We start from the raw sequence: 18,986 nt of genomic DNA, 5'->3' as shown, positions 1-18,986 counted from the left end.
TTAGCGCTGGAACGGATAAACCGATCCCAGCTGCAGGATTGATGTTAACGCGTCCAGCGCCTCGCGCCCTTCGCGCAGCAGCTGCGGGTCGACCAGGTCGGCCTGCGTTAGCCGGTCGCGATAGTAGCGTTCGACCCAGTCATTCAGCCGCGTAAAGAGCGTATCGTTCATCATGACCGCCGGGTTCACCGCCTGCATTTCGTCCTGGGTTAACACCACGCGCAGACGTAAACAGGCCGGACCGCCGCCGTTAGCCATGCTTTCACGCAGGTCAAACACGCGCAGCTCGTCAATCGGGTTATCGGCTTTCACCAGCTCCGTCAGGTATCGCCACACTCCTTTATGATCCTGCGACTCCTGCGGCAGGACCAGCATCATGCTGCCGTCGTCGCGGCTCAGCAGCTGGCTATTGAACAGATACGTTTCGACCGCATCCTGCACGCTGACCGCCCGCGTTGGCACCTGAATCGGCATAAAGCCGGGCACGCGTTCACGCAGCGTGGCGAGCAGCTTCTCCTGATGGGCAAACGCCTGCTCGTGGCAGAACAGCACCTGCCGGTTAGAGACGGCAATCACGTCGTTATGGAACACGCCCTGGTCGATCACCTGCGGGTTTTGCTGGGCAAAAATCACCTGTGAAGGATTGACCTGGTTCAGGCGGGCGACCGCCTGGCTGGCCGCCAGCGTCTGGCGGGCGGGATAGCGAACAGGGGCGGAATGACCGCCCTCCTCGCGCCCGTAGATAAACAGCTGCACGCCGGGATCGCCGTAATCGCTCCCCAGACGGTTATGGTTGGCTGCGCCTTCGTCGCCAAACATCGCCACCTGCGGCAGGGCCTGATGCACCTCAAAATGGGCGTCATGATTAAAAATGGCGCGCAGCACGCGCTCGGTGGTTTCCGCTTCGGTGGCGCGGTGGAATTTATTGTTCAGGTTCGCCACCGTCAGATGGACTTTGCCATCCAGCGTATCGGCTGACGGCGCGACGGTCGCGGCGTTTGCTACCCACATCGAGGAGGCGGAGCTTGCCGCAGAGAGCAGGTGCGGCGTCTGCGTGCCTGCTTTTTCGACCACCTGCTCATCGCTGCCGGTGAAGCCGAGCTGGCGTAACACCGCCACGTTCGGGCGCTCCTGCGGCGGAATAACCGCCTGCGGGAAGCCGGCATCCGCCAGCGCCTTCATTTTCAGCAGCCCCTGCTTCGCCGCCAGCTTCGGGTTGGAGACCTGAAAGCGGTGCTTCGTCGAGGCTTCATTACCAAAGGAGAGACCGGCATAGTGGTGCGTCAGCCCCACCAGCCCGTCAAAGTTGACCTCACGCGCTTTCATGACGATCCCCTCCGGTAAAGTCCAGTCCCGGGTTGAGCGTTTCCGGCAGCGTCAGCGCCGGGGTTTCCAGGCTCGCCATTGGCCATGCGCAGTAGTCCGCGGCATACCACGCGCTGGCGCGATGGTTGCCCGACGCGCCCACGCCGCCGAATGGCGCGGTGCTCGCCGCCCCGGTAAGCGGCTTGTTCCAGTTAACAATCCCGGCGCGCGCTTCCAGCAGCAGCTGTTCAAACTTCTCGCGATGCGGCGAAATCAGCCCGCTCGACAGGCCGTAGCGGGTGTTATTGGCCATTGCAATCGCCGCATCAAAATCGTCATAGCGCCAGACGCACAGCAGCGGGCCAAAGACCTCTTCATCCGGCACGTTGCTCGCCCCGCTCATCTCAACGATGCCCGGCGTCAGCAGCGAGGTACCCGGCTGAGCCTGCTTCGGCTCGAGTAAGGTTTTCCCGCCCCGCGCGACGTGGTCCTGCCAGGCCTTGAGCACGTTCAGCGCGGCCTGCTCGGAAATCAGCCCACCGATAAACGGCTGCGGGTCGGCGTCCCACGCGGCTGGCACCAGACGCGCGCTCACCTCGACCAGGCGTTTCAGGAAAGCATCCCCCTGCGCGCCTCTTTTCACCAGCAGACGGCGGGCACAGGTGCAACGCTGTCCGGCGGTAATAAAGGCGGACTGAATCGTCAGGTGCACCGCGGCGTCGATATCGTCAGGGTCTTCCACAATCAGCGGGTTGTTGCCGCCCATCTCCAGCGCCAGAATTTTCTCCGGCTGCCCCGCCAGCTGGCGATGCAGCTGATAGCCCGTACCGGCGCTGCCGGTAAACAGCAGGCCGTCGATATCGCTCAGCGCGCTCAGCGCCTGACCGGTTTCGCGCCCGCCCTGCACCAGATTCAGCACGCCCGGCGGCAGGCCAGCCTGTTCCCACAGCTTCACCACCGCCTCGCCGGTAAGCGGCGTTAGCTCACTCGGTTTGAAGATAACGGTATTGCCCGCCAGCAGCGCGGGCACAATGTGGCCATTCGGCAGATGTCCCGGGAAGTTGTACGGACCAAACACCGCGAGCACGCCGTGCGGACGGTGGCGCAGCGTGGCCGCACCGTCCGGCATGTCGGTGTGCTGTTCGCCGGTGCGGGTGTGGTACGCCTTCACCGAAATGGCGATTTTATTGATCATCGCCGTCACTTCCGTTGCCGCTTCCCAGCGCGGCTTGCTGGTTTCTGAGGCGATGACGCGCGTCAGTTCGGCTTTGTTCGCCTCCAGCAGCCCGGCAAATTTTTCTACCATCGCCAGGCGCACGGCGAAGGGCTGTTTTGCCCACGCCGGAAACGCGCGGCGAGCGGCATGGCAGGCCTGTTCAACCTGCGCGGCGCTGGCGTCATGCCCCTTCCAGAGCACCTCTTTTCCAACCGGATTGGTCTTTACGCGCTGCTCGCCTTCGCCCGTGACCCAGTCACCGTTAATCCATAATGTCATGCTGTTTTCTCCTCAGGGCAGAGACGCACCAGGCGAACCGTATCGCCGGCGTTACATTTCAGGGCATCCAGTTCTGCAGCCGTCAGCACCAGACGTTCACATTTCGGGTTGGTACGCACCAGCATGGCGCGAAAGTTGGCGTAATTTTCGTTCGACACCAGGCACGCCGGCCAGTCACCCGGCGCGGGCTGACCTTCAGCAACCTCAACCAGCCGGCTTTTACGGATTGCGCGTACGCGGTCGATATCGCATTCAAGCGTTGGCCCACCGTCAAAGATGTCCACGTAGTTACGGTAGCGGAAGCCCTCTTTCTCCAGCACCGCGCGGGCAGGCGCGGTTTGCGGATGCACTTCGCCGATCACCGCCTGCGCTTCCGGCGTTAAGAAATGGGTATAGATAGGATGCTTCGGCATCAGCTCCGCGATAAACGCTTTCTGACCGGTGCCGCAGAGATAGTCCGCCCGGCTGAACTCCATCGAGAAGAAGCGCTCGCCCAGGCTCTCCCAGAACGGCGAGTAGCCTGTATCGTCGATCACGCCGCGCATCTCAGCGACCACTTTTTCGTTAAAGCGATCGCGGAAGGCGGCCATAAACATAAAGCGCGATTTGGAGAGCAGATAGCCGTTGCCCTCTTTGCGCCACGCCGGGTCAAGGAACAGCGTGCAGAGCTCGCTGGCGCCCGTGTGGTCATTGCAGAGAAACAGCGTGGGCAGCGCGTTATAGACGTTCAGCTCTTTCGAGGCGTGAACCATGGTGCCGACGCGGTAGTTGTACCACGGGTCGTTAAGCCCGACGGCCACTTCGATGGCGCAGATCCCGGCCACGGTCCCCGTGTCGGTGTCTTCCAGCACGAACACATACCCCTGTTCGCTTTTTGGCAACGTCCCCTGCCAGGTTTGCAGGGCGCGCTCGATGCGCGCCGACAGCGTTTTTTCATCGGCAGGAAGCGAGGTCAGCCCGCCTCCCGTCTTACCGGCAAGCTGCATGAGCCCGGCAATATCGCCGCGCTCAACGGGACGGATGACCATCATGATGACACCCCGGACTTCACCTGTTCACACGCCAGCGCAAAACGATCCAGACCGGTTTGCACCTCTTCCTCACTGACAATCAGCGCAGGGGCAAAACGCACCACGTTGGCACCGGCAATCAGCACCATCACGCCCATTTTTGCCGCTTCCTGTGAAATAAGTTTAGCTTTCCCGGCAAACTCAGGGGTGAGCTCGCAGCCAATTAACAGCCCCAGCCCGCGAATTTCTTTAAACATTCCCGTTTTGCCGTTGATGGCATTCAGGCGTTCAACAAACCAGTCGTGACGCTGCTTAACGCCCTTCAACACTTCAGGGGTGTTAATGATGTCGAGAACCTGTCCGGCAACGGCGGTTGCCAGCGGGTTGCCGCCGTAGGTGGTGCCATGGGTGCCCACGGTCATCACGCTGGCGAATTTATCGGTAGTCAGCATCGCCCCTATCGGGAAGCCGCCGCCCAGCGCCTTGGCGGTAGACAGGACGTCCGGCGTGACGCCGTAGTGCATATAGGCATACAGCTCGCCGGTGCGGCCCACGCCGGTCTGCACTTCATCGAAAATCAGCACCGCATTGTGGCGATCGCACAGCTCGCGCAGCCCCTGCAGGAACGCTTTTTGCGCCGGAAGGACGCCGCCCTCGCCCTGCATCGGCTCAACAATCACCGCGCAGGTGGTGTCGTTAATCAGCTCGCTGGCGGACTGCAGATCGTTAAAGACGCCGTGATGAATATCCGGCGGGAGCGGTGCGAAATCCTGCGAGTAGGAAGGCTGACCGCCTGCGCTCACGGTAAACAGCGTGCGTCCGTGAAATGCATTTTTAAACGCCACAATCCCGCTCTTGTGCGTGCCAAACTTGTCGTGCGCGTATTTGCGCGCCAGCTTCAGCGCCGCTTCGTTGGCTTCCGCCCCCGAGTTACAGAAGAAGACTTTTTCGGCAAACGTCGCGTCGATCAGCTTTTTCGCCAGGCGCAGCGCGGGCTCGTTGGTAAAGCCGTTCCCTGTATGCCAGAACTTCGCGGCCTGGTCGTTCAGCGCCTGACGCAGCGCCGGGTGCGCATGACCCAGCGCGTTCACCGCAATCCCACCTGCAAAGTCGATATACTCTTTACCCTGCTGGTCCCACAGGCGCGAGCCTTCCCCACGAACCGGAATAAAAGCCGCCGGCGCGTAAACCGGCATCATCCATTCATCGAAATTTTCACGCGTAATTGACAGAGACATAGCGACCTCATCCGGTAAATAAAAAGTTATTTGAATGTTAAATAATTGAGTGTTTGCATTGTGAATGTAGATTGCAGCCTTCGTGCCAGCCAGCGATAAAAATGCATAAACGACTTGGGGTAACAGAATATCAATGAGTTACAACATGGTGTTATTCACTATTAATGCATAAAAAGTGAATATTTTTACGACAAGCGGCGCTTTGCCGCATGAAAATCAGAAAGAGTATGCACAGGCCAAATATAATTCTGGAATTGTGATCGCTCGCGAAATTTATCGGTCATTTACGCCCTGTTTGAGGGCGAAGCGCGTCAAAATGGTGCAAATATTGCACCACCGGCATTATCTGTCGCAGTTATTGGTCGATCCCCGTAACAGTTGACGCAAATTCTGCTACCATCCTTGCACTATTCACCTTGCACTGGCAGCGACTATGAAATTTGTCTCTTTTAATATCAACGGCCTGCGTGCCCGCCCTCATCAGCTTGAAGCTATCGTTGAGCAACATCAGCCAGATGTGATCGGCCTGCAGGAGACCAAGGTTCACGACGATATGTTCCCCCTCGAAGAGGTGGCAAAACTCGGTTACAACGTCTTTTATCACGGTCAGAAAGGGCATTATGGCGTCGCGCTGCTCACCAAAGCGCCGCCGGTTTCCGTGCGTCGCGGCTTCCCGGGCGACGGTGAAGAGGCGCAGCGCCGCATCATCATGGCGGAAGTACCCTCTGCGCTCGGGAATATCACGGTCATTAACGGCTATTTCCCGCAGGGTGAGAGCCGTGATCACGAGACCAAATTCCCGGCCAAGGCGAAGTTTTATCAGGATTTGCAGGACTTCCTGACAACCGAACTCAAAAAAGAGAATCCGGTCCTGATCATGGGCGATATGAATATTAGCCCGACGGATCTGGATATCGGTATTGGTGAAGAGAACCGCAAACGCTGGTTGCGTACCGGTAAATGCTCCTTCCTGCCGGAAGAGCGCGAATGGATGGAGCGCCTGCTGGGCTGGGGCCTGGTGGATACCTTCCGCAATGCCAACCCGGAAACGCAGGACCGCTTCTCGTGGTTTGACTACCGTTCAAAAGGCTTCGACGACAACCGCGGCCTGCGTATCGATCTCCTGCTGGCCAGCTCGCCGCTGGCGGAGCGCTGCATTGAAACCGGGATCGACTACGATATCCGCAGCATGGAAAAACCGTCCGATCACGCGCCGGTGTGGGCTAAATTCAAGCTGTAATGACGCGTGAACGGTCGAAAAATCGTTTTCCTGTGCGCCCTTGTGGGCGCATTTATTCTGACGTTTGTCCTGCTTCCCCCGGGCACCCTCTCTCTGGAAGGGATTAAAACTCACCAGCAGGCATTACTCTCCCACGTCGACCGCGCGCCATTACAAAGCGCGCTGATCTTTTTTGCGCTTTATGTGCTGGTCTCCGCCCTGTCGATACCCGGCGCGGCGATCCTGACCCTGCTGGGCGGTGCGCTGTTTAGCCTGTGGGAAGCCACCCTGCTGGTCTCGTTTGCCTCGACGCTCGGGGCCACGCTTGCGATGCTGGCCAGCCGTTATCTGCTGCGGGATTGGGTGCAGCGCCGGTTTGCCCGGCAGATGATAACGGTCAACGCCGGCATGGCGCATGACGGTGCGCGCTATCTTTTTGCCCTGCGCCTGATGCCGCTGTTTCCTTTTTTCCTGGTGAATTTGCTGATGGGGCTGACCCGCATTGGAGTCTGCCGCTACTGGTGGGTCAGCCAGGTCGCCATGCTGCCCGCCACGGTTATCTTTCTGAACGCCGGGCGCGAGCTGGGAAAAGTGTCCTCGCTCCGCGATATTTTGTCGCCGGGCATGATATTCGCCTTTACACTACTGGGGTTATTACCGCTGGTCACTCGCCGGCTGTTTTCCCGTAACCCCTCTTCCTTCAAAAAGTGAGGCATTATGCGCCGTGTGCGTTTTTGCGCGTTTCTGACCGGCCTGCTGCTGGCAGCCCCCCTCTGTGCCGCCGACGGATGGCACGCAATCCAACAACAGGCCAAAGGCCAGACCGTCTGGTTTAACGCCTGGGGCGGCGATCCGGCGGTCAACCGCTATCTGGAGTGGGTCAGCGGTGAGATGCAAACGCACTACGCCATTACCCTCAAAATCGTCCCGCTGGCGGACGCTGCCGATGCGGTAAAACGGATCCAGGCGGAAGCCGCCGCAGGGCGTAAAACCAACGGCTCAGTCGACCTGCTGTGGGTCAACGGGGAAAACTTCCGCACGTTAAAAGAGGCTAACCTGCTGCAGACCGGATGGGCACAGATGCTGCCAAACTGGCGCTATGTCGATACCCGCAAACCCGTAACGGAAGATTTTGCCCTTCCCACCGACGGGGCGGAGTCGCCGTGGGGCGGCGCGCAGCTAACCTTTATCGCCCGCAAAGCCAGCATGCCGACGCCGCCGGAGGATCCTCAGGCGCTGCTGTCTTACGCGCAGCAGCACCCGGGCAAGATCAGCTATCCTCGCCCACCTGATTTTACCGGCACGGCATTTCTCGAGCAGCTGCTTCTGACGCTCACCGCTCGCCCACAGGCGCTGCAAAAGGCACCCGATAGCACCTTTGTCGAGGTGACGGCACCGCTCTGGGATTATCTGGACAAACTCCACCCGCTGCTGTGGCGAGAAGGAAAAGACTTTCCCCCCTCACCTGCGCGCATGGATGCCCTGCTTGCCAGCGGCAGTCTGAACCTGTCGCTGACCTTTAACCCGGCGCATGCGCAGCAAAAAGTCGCTCGCGGCGAACTGCCCGCCGACAGCTACAGCTTTGGTTTCCACGGCGGAACGATTGGCAACGTCCATTTTGTGGCGATTCCGGCGAATGCCAGCGCGAGCGCAGGCGCAAAGGTGGTCGCCAATTTCCTGCTTTCACCCCAGGCGCAGATCCGCAAAGCCGACCCGGCCGTCTGGGGAGACCCGAGCGTGCTGGATGCCAGCACCTTGCCAGAAGATGAAGCAAAACAGCTGATGGCCCACACGCCAAAGGGCCTGCCTAAGATGCTTGCAGAGCCGCAGTCCGCCTGGGTAAACGCGCTGGAGCAGGAATGGCTGCGTCGTTACGGCACCCGCTAAGCGGGCTTGTCTGGCTGGCGATGGCGGTAATCTATCTGCCAATCCTGCCCGCCGGCGCCATGCTGCTGGCGCCGGCATTTTCCGTGAGAAGCTGGCAGCTGCTGCTCAACGACCCGCAGCTGCCTCAGGCAACCGTCGCCACGCTGGTATCCACGCTCATCGCCACGCTGGGTGCCTTGCTGATTGCCCTACTTCTCGTCAGCCTTTTCTGGCCCGGCAAGCGCTGGCGACGCCTCACCACGCGCCTGCCGTGGCTGCTGGCAATCCCCCACGTGGCGTTCGCCACCAGCGCGTTACTGCTGTTTGCCGAGGGCGGTCTGTTTTATCAGATTTGTACCGTCTGTACGGCTCCGTTTGACCGCTATGGCACCGGGCTGGGCGTGACGCTTGCCGTCAAAGAGAGCGCGTTTGTGCTGTGGGCGATTTACGCCGTGCTGCCGGAAAAACGGCTTGCACAGCAGAAGGTCGTCCTGCAGACCTTCGGTTACGGACGCTTTCAGGTACTTAACTGGCTGATCCTTCCGGCGATCGCCCCCGTCCTCGGGGCGGTGATGCTGGCGGTACTGGCGTGGTCGCTGTCGGTCGTGGATGTGGCGATCGTTCTCGGTCCAGGAAACCCGCCTACCCTGGCCGTGCTGGCCTGGCAGTGGCTGAGCCAGGGCGACGCCCAGCAGCAGGCAAAAGGGACGCTGCTGTGCCTGCTTATCCTTTTGCTGCTCGCCGCGCTGGCCGCCCTGGGGTACGGCCTGTGGAAGGCATGGCGCCGAACGGTTCCGGACCTCAGCGGGACGCGCCGCAGGTCTCAGCGCGTTCTGCCTGAACGTGCACTCAGCGGCTTTCTGCCCGCGTGCGGCGCAGCGTGCGCCGCGGTGCTGTTCATGCTGGCGCAGCGGGACGACGTGGGCCCCGTGGGGACCAGCCTTTCCTTCGGCCTGCTTTCAAGCCTGATCGCCCTGGTCGTCTGCGTTCTCTGGCTGGAGTGGGGGCCGCAGCGCGGCGCGGCGTGGGTGTGGCTGCCGCTCGCCCTTCCGGCACTGCCGCTCGTCACCGGCCAGTACGCGATGGCGTTGCGTCTGGGACTCGACGGGCACTACGCCGCCGTGCTCTGGAGCCATCTCCTGTGGGTGCTACCGTGGATGCTGCTGGTACTGCAGCCCGCCTGGCGCCGGATCGATCCCCGGCTTATCCTTACCGCCAGAACGCTCGGCTGGCGGCGGGCAAAAATCTTCTGCCTGCTGAAATGCCCGCTGCTGCTGCGCCCTGCGCTGCTGGCCTTTGCCACCGGTTTTTCCGTCAGCATGGCGCAATACATGCCGACGCTGTGGCTGGGCGCGGGGCGTTTCGCCACGCTGACCACCGAGACCGTCGCGCTCAGCAGCGGGGGCAGCATCCCGGTTCTGGCGAACCGGGCGCTGGGGTTACTGCTGGTCACGGGCGCGGTGTTTGGCCTTGCCGCACTGCTATCACGGCTCGCGAGCCGCTACCGACAAGGATTACGTTAATGCTGAAGGTAAACCATCTCACCATCGAACCGCTTTTCCGCGAGGTCAATTTTTGCGTTCCTCGCGGGGAGATTGTCACCCTGATGGGCCCCTCCGGCAGCGGGAAATCAACCCTTTTTGCCTGGATGGTCGGCGCACTGTCGGACGATTTTCAGGCACGGGGCGAACTGTGGCTCGACGCGCGCCGCTGCGACGGTCTTCCCGTGGAGTCTCGCGGGCTGGGCATTCTCTTTCAGGACGCGCTGCTCTTTGACCCTTTCAGCGTCGGGCAAAATTTGCTGCTGGCGTTGCCTGAGCGGATCGTCGGGCGCGCCCGTCGGGAAGCGGTCGAGCAGGCGCTGGATTCCGCCGGGCTTGGCGACCGTTACGCCAGCGATCCGGCGACCCTCTCCGGCGGGGAACGCGCCCGGGTCAGCCTGCTGCGCGCCCTGCTCGCTGAGCCGCAGGCGCTGCTGCTGGATGAACCGTTCAGCCGCCTCGATAAAGCGTTACGGGCGTCATTCCGGGCATGGGTATTTGACGCCGTCCGCGCGCGCGATATTCCGGTGGTGCTGGTCACGCACGATGAGGACGATATTCCGCCGGGCGGCGAGCTGATTGAGATTTCTCGCTGGCAATAATGTGCTAACGCAATGTTTTCCGTTTCGGGAGAGACGACAATGCCCCCCTCTTTAATTGACGTCAGGTTATTCGATGAAACGTGTTTCTCAACTGACCGCGCTGGCCGTGCTCTGTGGCCTCGCTTCTTTTTCCTCTCTGGCGGCTGATATGCCCAACGCGATGACGCTGTCTCAGCTTCAGGCACAGCACGGCACGCCTGTTGATACCCGGCCCAGCGCCTTCTATAACGGCTGGCCACAGACTTTCCGCGCGCCTTCCGGGCATGAACCCGCCGCACTCAACCTTTCTGCCACCTGGCTTGACAGCATGAGCGACGAGCAGCTTGCGCTATGGGCAAAACAGCATCAGTTGACCCCTGCAACGGCCATCGCCCTGTACGGTAACGACAGGGATAACCAGGCGGTGAAAGCCCGTCTGGAAAAAGCCGGATACCGCCACGTTTCGCTGCTCAGCGATGCTTTGCAGACTCCCGGCCGTCTTCAGCGTCTGCCGCACTTTGAACAGCTGGTTTACCCGGAGTGGCTCCATCGCCTGCAGCAAGGGGAACGTATTACCGCCGCACCATCAGCCGACTGGAAGATTATAGAAGCCGGCTGGGGGGCGCCTAAATTTTATCTGCTGGGCCATATTCCCGGGGCGGGCTACATCGACACCAACGAGGTGGAAAGCGAACCGCTGTGGAATAAAGTCTCTGACGACAAGCTGAAAGCGATGCTGGAGAAACACGGGATCCGCCATGACACCACCGTTATTCTGTATGGTCGCGACGTTTACGCCGCCGCGCGTGTGGCCCAGATAATGCTATACGCCGGCGTGAAAGATGTACGTCTTCTGGACGGCGGCTGGAAGGCATGGTCTGATTCGGGACTGCTGGTGCAGGGCGGTGTGCCCGGCCCCGTCAAACCCGCCCCCGATTTTGGCGCGCCGATCCCCGGCCAGCCGCAGCTGATGGTGGATATGGAACAGGCGCGCAAGATGCTGCACCGCCAGGATGCCTCCCTGGTCAGCATTCGCTCGTGGCCGGAGTTCATCGGTGAAACCAGCGGCTACAGCTACATCAAGCCAAAAGGTGAAATTGCCGGGGCCCGCTGGGGCCACGCAGGCAGCGATGCCACCCACATGGAGGACTTCCATAACCCGGATGGCACCATGCGCAGCGCTGACGATATTGCCGCCATGTGGAAGCGCTGGAATATTCTGCCGGAGCAGCACGTCGCGTTTTACTGCGGCACCGGCTGGCGGGCGTCAGAAACCTTTATGTACGCCCGGGCGATGGGCTGGAAGAACGTCGCCGTTTATGACGGCGGCTGGTACGAATGGAGCAGCCACCCGCAGAACCCGGTGACTACCGGTGAGCGCGGGCCCGAAAGCGCCCTTTAAGCGTGACGTGACTTAAGCGTCACATAGCCGCTCCAGATGCGCGTTGTGGTGGTCAGCCAGCACAGCGCGCCAAAGACCCACGCAAACAGCGCAAAGTGCGCCGGAAACAGGCAGCACAGCACAAACAGCGCGATGGTCTCCGTCCCCTCCGTTAACCCGCCGATGTAATAAAACGACTTGTGCGCATAGCCGGGGTTGTCGATGTCGTGCTTCGCGGCCAGCGCCGCAAACGCCAGAAAGCTGCTGCCGGTGCCGATAAACGCAAACAGCAGCCAGGCGGCAGGCAGCGCATTCTCCGCGGGCGCAGCCAGCGCAAAGCCAAACGGCACCAGGGCGTAGAACAGAAAATCGAGCGCGATATCGAGAAATCCCCCCGCATCCGTCAGCCCTCTCCGGCGCGCCAGCGCGCCGTCCAGACCATCCAGCAGGCGGTTAAGCACGATGGCGACAAGCGCAGCCGGGTACCAGCCGAGGGCCAGAAACGGCAGCGTCAGGACGCCGACGGCAAACCCGGTCAGGGTTAATCCGTCGGGCGTGATGCCCGGCCTGTCCAGCACGGACACCAGACCATTCAGAACCGGTTTTATCCGCGGGTGCAGGTGGCGATCAAGCATGGGGAGTCTCGTTAAGCGTGGCGCACAGGCCCTGAGCGGGAATGTCCAGGGCGGCGTTAAAGCGGGCGGAGAGATTCTGAAACGCAATGAGCGCCGTCATCTCGGTAATGGCATCATCCGTGAAGTGGCGTTTCAGCGCCGTTCTGATTGCCTCATCCGCCCGGGGCGGCGTGGCGGTCACCGCCTCGGCGTAGGCCAGCGCAGCGCGCTCTTGCTCGGTGAATAAGGCCGAATCATGCCAGTTCCCCACGGCCTGAACTTTATCCAGCGCACCGCAGCGCTCGGCCAGCCGCAGGCTGTTGGCATCAATACAAAACGCGCAGTGACAGAGTTGCGACACCCGCGTCATGAGGAGTGAACGCAGCACGGGCGTCAGGCGCGCGCGGCGACGCTCCAGATACCCGACAAACAGCGCCACCAGCCAGAAAAGACGCGGCATGCGCCCCCACCAGCGGGTGGGGTTAAGCACGGCGCCAAAGTGTTTTTTCTGCATGGCGGCAATCGGTTTTAAACTCGCCGGAAGGGCTGGGATGGGCTCGACCCAGGTGGACGTCTCTTTCACCGGATTCTCCTGATGGCTGGACTCTGACAAAGGGCACGATAATATGGTGCTTTACGTTATCAAGTATTGACGCCCATGCTAAAAACAATCGATGTCGTTGCGGCCATCATCGAAAAAGACGACAAAATTTTACTGGCGCAGCGCCCTGCCCACGCTGACCAACCCGGAATGTGGGAATTTGCAGGCGGAAAAGTAGAAGCCGGAGAGACGCAGCCCGAGGCGCTTGTTCGCGAACTGTGGGAAGAACTCGGCATTAGGGCGCAGCCGGGGCAGTACGTGGCAAGCCACCAGCGGGAAGTCTCGCAGCGGATAATCAACCTGCATGCCTGGCACGTGCCCGCTTTTAGCGGCGAGCTCGCGGCGCACTACCACAGCGCGCTGGTGTGGTGTACGCCTGACGACGCGCTCGGCTACGCCTTAGCCCCCGCGGATATTCCGCTGCTGGAAACGTTTATGGTTTTACGCGGCGCCAGACCAGCGGGTTCGTGCTGATGGCGCGCTCGTCGCGCTGGCACTGCAGCAGAATGCCGTCCGCTTTCACAACGGCCCCTTCCGAGTAGTTCTGATTCTGATAGATGCAGCACTGATTGCAGGGCTGCACCGTTTGGTTCTGGCCGCTGGAGCTAAAAACTTCCGGCGGCACGTTCACTTCTACATCCGGGCGAATGCGGTCAGCCTGCGCGCCTGCGGTAAAGAACAAGCATAACGCGGTAAGTACATAACGGTTCATAGACACATTTTCCTGTTGTTCCTTGATAATGACTATAACGGTAAACGCGAGCGGAACCTTTAATTTATCTCGTCATCGCTTTTAGTTATGACCCGGCCCGGGTCATTAATTTCCCTTTCGGCATACATTTCTGCTTGCTTCACAAAGCGGTACGGGTGGTATAGTCAAAAAAACAACACAAATCGCATAAGTCATATACAAACATTATTATAAGAGGTTCTTATATCTATGGATCAGACACGCTCTCTGGAAAGTTTCCTTGCCCATGTTCAGCAGCGCGACCCGCACCAAAGCGAGTTTGCCCAGGCCGTTCGTGAAGTGATGACCACCCTGTGGCCCTTCCTTGAAGAAAACCCGCGCTATCGTCAGATGTCTGTGCTTGAACGCCTGGTCGAGCCAGAGCGCGTGATCCAGTTCCGCGTGGCCTGGGTGGACGATCGTAATCAGGTTCAGGTTAACCGCGCGTGGCGCGTGCAGTTTAACTCCGCCATCGGCCCGTTTAAGGGTGGAATGCGCTTCCACCCTTCCGTGAACCTGTCGATTTTAAAATTCCTCGGCTTCGAACAGACGTTTAAAAACGCGCTGACCACCCTGCCGATGGGCGGCGGTAAAGGCGGAAGTGATTTCGATCCCAAAGGCAAAAGCGAAGGCGAAGTCATGCGTTTCTGCCAGGCGCTGATGACCGAACTCTATCGCCATCTGGGCCCGGATACCGACGTACCGGCGGGAGATATCGGCGTGGGTGCCCGCGAAGTGGGCTTTATGGCCGGGATGATGAAAAAGCTCTCCAACAACAGCGCCTGCGTCTTCACCGGCAAAGGGTTGTCCTTTGGCGGCAGCCTGATCCGCCCTGAAGCCACGGGCTACGGCCTGGTCTATTTCACCGAGGCCATGCTCAAGCGCCACGGTTTAGGCTTCGAAGGCATGCGCGTGGCGGTGTCCGGCTCCGGTAACGTGGCGCAGTACGCTATCGAAAAAGCAATGCAGTTCGGCGCTCGCGTGGTAACAGCGTCAGACTCCAGAGGCACGGTGGTGGATGAAGCCGGCTTTACGGCGGAGAAGCTGGCGCGCCTGTGCGACATTAAAGCCAGCCGCGATGGCCGTCTTTCAGACTATGCCGCGGAGTTGGGTCTGACGTATCTGGAAGGCAAACAGCCGTGGGGCGTGCCGGTGGATATCGCCCTGCCGTGCGCCACGCAGAACGAACTGGACGTGGACGCCGCGCGTACACTGATTAGCAACGGCGTGAAGGCGGTGGCGGAAGGGGCAAATATGCCGACCACCATCGAAGCGACCAATCTGTTCCTGGACGCGGGCGTGCTGTTTGCGCCGGGCAAGGCCGCCAACGCGGGCGGCGTGGCGACCTCCGGCCTGGAGATGGCGCAAAACGCCGCGCGTCTCGGCTGGAAGGCGGAGAAAGTGGATGCACGCCTGCACCATATCATGCTGGATATCCACCACGCCTGCGTGGAGTACGGCGGTGAAGCGTCGCAAACCAACTACGTGCGCGGTGCGAATATCGCCGGGTTCGTGAAGGTGGCGGATGCGATGATTGGGCAGGGTGTGATTTAAGTTTTCGCTGCGTCCTCGCCCTGTAGGCCCGGTAAGGCGTCGCCGCCACCGGGCTTTTTTTAGGCCGCAGAGCTGCCTTTCGCCGGGTGGCGGCCAGGCCTTACCCGGCCGACGGTTAAGAGGCTGCCGCGCTCTTTTTCTTTTTAAACGGTTTCTTCGCACCACCTGGTGCAACCATACCTCTGAACCGCTTCACAGGCGTGCTGCGCGCCTGATCGATCAGCTGGTAAAGCGTCCCCACCAGCGGCTGCATAAAGTCCTGATAGCGGCACTGCTTTTCGCTTATCTGCGTCAGCACCGATTCCCAGTGCGCCGTCATGTCCGGCCTGGCGGCCAGCTCCGGCAGCGAATGAATCAGCGCGCGTCCCGGCTCTGTCGAATGGATATAGCGTCCTTTTTTCTCGAGAAAACCGCGCTTAAAGAGCAGCTCGATGATCCCCGCGCGGGTTGCTTCCGTACCGAGACCGTCGGTGGCGCGCAGGATCTTCTTCAGATCTTTATCCTGCACGAACCGGGCGATCCCGGTCATGGCCGACAGCAGCGTCGCATCCGTGAAATGGCGCGGCGGCTGGGTCTGACGCTCCACCACTTCCCCTTTCTCGCACAGCAGCTCATCGTCTTTGGCAACGACCGGCAGCGGCGTACCGTCGTTCTCTTCGTCACGCTCTTTGTTGCCCAGCAGCGTGCGCCAGCCTGCTTCCGCGAGGAAGCGCGCTTTGGCAATAAACTTCCCTTTCGCGATTTCCAGCTCGATCACGCACTTGCGGAACACCGCGTCCGGGCAGAACTGCATCAGATACTGGCGGGCAACCAGGTTATAGACCTTCGCTTCATTCTCGGTCAGGTTGACGCTGCTGGCGCGGGCCGTGGGAATAATCGCGTGGTGGGCATCCACCTTTTTGTCATCCCAGCAGCGGTTATGGGTGTCCGGGTTTACCGCCGGTTGCGGGAGCAGATCCGGCGCGTGCACGCTAATGGCGTTCATCACCGAATGGCGTCCGGCAAAGTGCTCTTCCGGCAGATAGCGGCTGTCGGAACGCGGGTAGGTGATAAGCTTATGCGTTTCGTAGAGCTTCTGGCAGATATCCAGCACGTTCTGCGCGCTCAATCCAAACTTTTTGGCCGCCTCAATCTGAAGTGCAGACAGCGAAAACGGCAGCGGCGCGGGTTCTGATTCCCGTTTATCGTTATAGCTGGTGACGATAGCGGGCTGACCGGTAATGCGGTTAACCACGTGCTCCGCCAGCGGACGGTGCAGCAGGCGCCCCTCTTCATCCTGATACGATTCACAGGCGTCGCTCGGCTGCCAGACCGCGGTAAAGCGTTCGTCTTTCGGCGTGACGATATGCGCTTTCACTTCAAAGAAATCTTTGGCGACGAAGTTCTCAATCTCTTCGTCGCGACGCACCACCAGCCCCAGCACCGGCGTCTGCACGCGGCCCACGGAGAGCACGCCCTGATAGCCTGCGTTACGACCAAGAATAGTGTAGGCGCGGGTCATGTTGATACCGTACAGCCAGTCCGCGCGCGCGCGCGCCAGCGCGGAGACGCACAGCGGGATAAATTCGCTGTTGGCGCGAAGGCGCGAGATCGCACGTTCAACGGCCTGCGGGTTGAGGTCGTTGATCAGGCAGCGCTGAACCTGCTGGCGCTTTTCCGGCGCCAGCTCGAGATAGTCCAGCACTTCATCCACCAACAGCTGTCCTTCCCTGTCCGGGTCACCCGCGTGAACGATTTCAGCGGCTTCATGCAGGAAGCGCTTGATCACGTTCAGCTGTTTGGTGACCGAAGGCCGGGGCTGCAGGCGCCATTTTTCAGGCACGATGGGCAGATCGTTCAAGTTCCAGCGGGCGTAGCGGCTGTCGTAGACATCCGGCTGCGCCTGCTCAAGCAGGTGACCAATACACCAGGTGACCACCTGCCCGTTACCGCACTCGATAAAGCCGTCGCCCTTGCGATGCGGTTTCGGCAGCACGTCGGCGATGGCGCGGGCCAGGCTCGGCTTTTCGGCAATAAACAACCGCATCGAATTAACGGATCTCAATCATCGGTCGGCCACCGCGGGCGGTGACCAGCTCGCCGATCGCCGTCAGGGTAATGCCAAACTCGGCGGCCGTCGCCTGCACCTCGGCTTCGGACTCCGGCGTGACCGCCAGCAGCAGGCCGCCGGAGGTTTGCGGATCGCACAGCAGGTTGCGCCATTCTTCCGGCATTTCGCCCATCAGATGGCCATAGCTGGCGAAGTTGCGCTGGGTACCGCCCGGGACCGCGCCCTGCGCAATGTACTCTTCCACGCCCGGCAGCTTCGGCACGTCCTGATACCAGAGCTGCGCCTGCACGCCCGCCCCCTGACACACTTCGGAGAGGTGTCCCAGCAGACCAAAACCGGTCACGTCGGTCATCGCCTTCACGCCGTCGATATTGGCGAAAGCGGCACCCGCGAGGTTCATCTGGCACATGACTTCTGTCGCCAGACCTTTGTGTTCCGGTTTCAGCAGGGATTTTTTCTCAGCGGTGGTCAGCACGCCAATGCCCAGCGGCTTGGTGAGGAATAGCTTGCAGCCCGCCTGCGCGGTGCTGTTGCGCTTGACGCGTTCGGTCGGCACCACGCCGGTGACGGCCAGGCCGAAGATAGGCTCCGGCGCATCGATAGAGTGACCACCGGCCAGCGCAATCCCCGCCTGCTGGCAGGCAAAACGCCCGCCATCAATCACCTCACGGGCAATTTCCGGTGCGAGAGTGTTGACTGGCCAGCCCAGAATAGCGATGGCCATAATCGGCTTTCCGCCCATGGCGAAGATGTCGCTGATGGCGTTGGTGGCCGCAATACGCCCGAAATCGAACGGGTTGTCGACAATCGGCATAAAGAAGTCGGTGGTACTGATAATGCTGGTGCCGTTACCTAAGTCATAAACTGCAGCATCGTCGCGCGTTTCGTTGCCGACAAGCAGGTTCGGGTCGACAAACTTCGCCTGTTCACTGTGCAGGATGGTCTCCAGCACTTTCGGGGAAATTTTACAACCGCAACCGGCTCCGTGGCTGTATTGCGTTAAACGAATGGTTTGCTCGCTCATGGACGTCTCCTGTCATCTCAATCGCGCTATGGTAGCGCTCATTCCATAAAGAGGTAAGTATGACTGTCTGAATTCTGCGGCAGATGCTCAGAATCCAGACAGTTTAGCGCGGGTTATCAGAAACGGCTGACGAAAGGCGTGGTGTCCGGCACGCTGATGGTGCTGGAGGCTTTAAGCTGCGGGGTACCGAGATAGAGGAAACCGACAATTTTGTCATGCTCGCCGCAGCCAAAACCGTCACGGACCACCGGGCTTTCGGTCAGCGGACCGGTGCGCCAGATACCGTTAAACCCTTGTGCAACGGCGGCCATTTGCATCGCCATCACGGCACAGCCTGCGGACATTTCCTGTTCCCAGACCGGCACCTTATGGTCAGCCTGGCATTTTGCCACGACGGTGACGATCATTGGGGCGCGGAACGGGGCATTGCGCGCCTTGTCGATCCCTTTCTCATCCTGCCCCGCGGCCACCGCGCCCTGCTCCAGCAGCTGACTGAAACGATCGCGCCCTTCGCCTTCAATCACAAAGAAGTGCCACGGCTGCAGCGTGCCGTGATCGGGGGCACGCATACCGGCACGCAGAATGTTCTCCATCTGCTCGCCTGCCGGGGCAGGTTCGGCCAGGCGGGAAGCGCTACGGCGGTTAACAAGCAGTTCAAGTGCGTCCATTGGTTAACTCCTTTCTTGAGATTTACTCACAAAATTAACACGACGGCAGATTTTGTTACAGCCTGGCAGGCGATTCCTGCTGACAAGTGGCGGTTGGGTCATTACGATA

Annotated in this window: 18 protein-coding genes; 8 read left to right on the top strand and 10 right to left on the bottom strand. The window is 60.4% G+C overall.

The genetic code is table 11. The annotated features are described in order from the left end of the window. Genes astB through astC form a run of 4 tightly spaced genes read right to left on the bottom strand, consistent with a single transcriptional unit; the run spans position 1 to position 5,048 of the window. On the bottom strand, positions 1 to 1,326 hold the full coding sequence (astB, locus tag M2433_RS09675) for an N-succinylarginine dihydrolase (RefSeq protein WP_429057148.1): 1,326 nt from the start codon (positions 1,324 to 1,326) through the stop codon (positions 1 to 3). Next, entirely contained in the window at positions 1,313 to 2,800 is a 1,488-nt protein-coding gene (gene astD / locus M2433_RS09670) for a succinylglutamate-semialdehyde dehydrogenase (RefSeq protein ID WP_429057146.1), read from the bottom strand. Before astD ends, astB begins: the two co-directional genes overlap by 14 nt. Continuing rightward, positions 2,797 to 3,831 (bottom strand): arginine N-succinyltransferase, encoded by a 1,035-nt coding sequence (gene astA / locus M2433_RS09665; RefSeq protein ID WP_059310976.1) that lies wholly within the window; start codon positions 3,829 to 3,831, stop codon positions 2,797 to 2,799. Before astA ends, astD begins: the two co-directional genes overlap by 4 nt. After that, a complete protein-coding gene (gene astC, locus M2433_RS09660; protein WP_429057143.1) occupies positions 3,828 to 5,048 on the bottom strand; it encodes a succinylornithine/acetylornithine transaminase in 1,221 nt (406 codons plus the stop codon). The genes astA and astC overlap by 4 nt, the downstream gene beginning before the upstream one ends. A 433-nt stretch (positions 5,049 to 5,481) precedes the next feature. On the opposite strand from astC, the gene xthA reads away from it, so the two are divergent. The 6 genes from xthA to M2433_RS09630 all read left to right on the top strand — a co-directional run bounded on the left by xthA (position 5,482) and on the right by M2433_RS09630 (position 11,657). Continuing rightward, the gene (xthA, locus tag M2433_RS09655; protein ID WP_032645347.1) at positions 5,482 to 6,288 is read left to right on the top strand and encodes an exodeoxyribonuclease III; all 807 of its coding nucleotides are present in this window, start codon (positions 5,482 to 5,484) and stop codon (positions 6,286 to 6,288) included. A gap of 6 nt (positions 6,289 to 6,294) precedes the next feature. Then, positions 6,295 to 6,978, top strand: a complete 684-nt coding sequence (locus M2433_RS09650; RefSeq protein ID WP_429057140.1) for a TVP38/TMEM64 family protein — start codon at positions 6,295 to 6,297, stop codon at positions 6,976 to 6,978. Positions 6,979 to 6,993: 15 nt separating this feature from the next. Then, the gene (locus M2433_RS09645; protein WP_429057182.1) at positions 6,994 to 8,154 is read left to right on the top strand and encodes an ABC transporter substrate-binding protein; all 1,161 of its coding nucleotides are present in this window, start codon (positions 6,994 to 6,996) and stop codon (positions 8,152 to 8,154) included. Then, the gene (locus M2433_RS09640) at positions 8,127 to 9,656 is read left to right on the top strand and encodes a thiamine ABC transporter permease (RefSeq protein ID WP_429057138.1); all 1,530 of its coding nucleotides are present in this window, start codon (positions 8,127 to 8,129) and stop codon (positions 9,654 to 9,656) included. Before M2433_RS09645 ends, M2433_RS09640 begins: the two co-directional genes overlap by 28 nt. Continuing rightward, on the top strand, positions 9,656 to 10,276 hold the full coding sequence (locus tag M2433_RS09635) for an ATP-binding cassette domain-containing protein (protein WP_429057136.1): 621 nt from the start codon (positions 9,656 to 9,658) through the stop codon (positions 10,274 to 10,276). The genes M2433_RS09640 and M2433_RS09635 overlap by 1 nt, the downstream gene beginning before the upstream one ends. Before the next feature lie 73 nt (positions 10,277 to 10,349). Continuing rightward, positions 10,350 to 11,657: a rhodanese-like domain-containing protein gene (locus M2433_RS09630; RefSeq protein ID WP_429057134.1), complete on the top strand. Its 1,308-nt coding sequence runs from the start codon at positions 10,350 to 10,352 to the stop codon at positions 11,655 to 11,657. Here the strand turns inward: M2433_RS09630 and M2433_RS09625 are convergent. Continuing rightward, the gene (locus M2433_RS09625; protein WP_429057131.1) at positions 11,654 to 12,271 is read right to left on the bottom strand and encodes a CDP-alcohol phosphatidyltransferase family protein; all 618 of its coding nucleotides are present in this window, start codon (positions 12,269 to 12,271) and stop codon (positions 11,654 to 11,656) included. The genes M2433_RS09630 and M2433_RS09625 overlap by 4 nt on opposite strands. Next, positions 12,264 to 12,833, bottom strand: a complete 570-nt coding sequence (locus tag M2433_RS09620) for a carboxymuconolactone decarboxylase family protein (protein ID WP_429057128.1) — start codon at positions 12,831 to 12,833, stop codon at positions 12,264 to 12,266. Before M2433_RS09620 ends, M2433_RS09625 begins: the two co-directional genes overlap by 8 nt. A 75-nt stretch (positions 12,834 to 12,908) precedes the next feature. On the opposite strand from M2433_RS09620, the gene M2433_RS09615 reads away from it, so the two are divergent. Continuing rightward, positions 12,909 to 13,325 (top strand): pyrimidine (deoxy)nucleoside triphosphate diphosphatase, encoded by a 417-nt coding sequence (locus M2433_RS09615; RefSeq protein WP_429057125.1) that lies wholly within the window; start codon positions 12,909 to 12,911, stop codon positions 13,323 to 13,325. Here the strand turns inward: M2433_RS09615 and M2433_RS09610 are convergent. Continuing rightward, complete coding sequence (locus tag M2433_RS09610) at positions 13,285 to 13,563, bottom strand: DUF1496 domain-containing protein (protein ID WP_429057123.1); 279 nt, start codon at positions 13,561 to 13,563, stop codon at positions 13,285 to 13,287. The two genes, M2433_RS09615 and M2433_RS09610, sit on opposite strands and share 41 nt — an antisense overlap. 228 nt (positions 13,564 to 13,791) lie before the next feature. Here M2433_RS09610 and gdhA point away from each other — a divergent pair, with 228 nt between their 5' ends. Next, complete coding sequence (gene gdhA, locus M2433_RS09605; protein WP_429057120.1) at positions 13,792 to 15,135, top strand: NADP-specific glutamate dehydrogenase; 1,344 nt, start codon at positions 13,792 to 13,794, stop codon at positions 15,133 to 15,135. Between the two features lie 115 nt (positions 15,136 to 15,250). Here the strand turns inward: gdhA and M2433_RS09600 are convergent, their stop codons facing one another. From M2433_RS09600 to M2433_RS09590, 3 genes are all read right to left on the bottom strand, one after another. Continuing rightward, a complete protein-coding gene (locus tag M2433_RS09600; RefSeq protein ID WP_429057118.1) occupies positions 15,251 to 17,161 on the bottom strand; it encodes a DNA topoisomerase III in 1,911 nt (636 codons plus the stop codon). Positions 17,162 to 17,165: 4 nt separating this feature from the next. Then, the gene (selD, locus tag M2433_RS09595; RefSeq protein WP_429057117.1) at positions 17,166 to 18,209 is read right to left on the bottom strand and encodes a selenide, water dikinase SelD; all 1,044 of its coding nucleotides are present in this window, start codon (positions 18,207 to 18,209) and stop codon (positions 17,166 to 17,168) included. Between the two features lie 116 nt (positions 18,210 to 18,325). After that, the gene (locus M2433_RS09590) at positions 18,326 to 18,877 is read right to left on the bottom strand and encodes an NAD(P)H nitroreductase (RefSeq protein WP_063432173.1); all 552 of its coding nucleotides are present in this window, start codon (positions 18,875 to 18,877) and stop codon (positions 18,326 to 18,328) included. Positions 18,878 to 18,986 lie beyond the last annotated feature (109 nt).

It is taken from the genome of Enterobacter sp. AC1, assembly GCF_050434705.1.
In the GTDB taxonomy this organism is placed as follows: Bacteria; Pseudomonadota; Gammaproteobacteria; order Enterobacterales; family Enterobacteriaceae; genus Enterobacter; species Enterobacter cloacae_L.
This window is presented reverse-complemented; position numbering and strand designations above follow the sequence as displayed.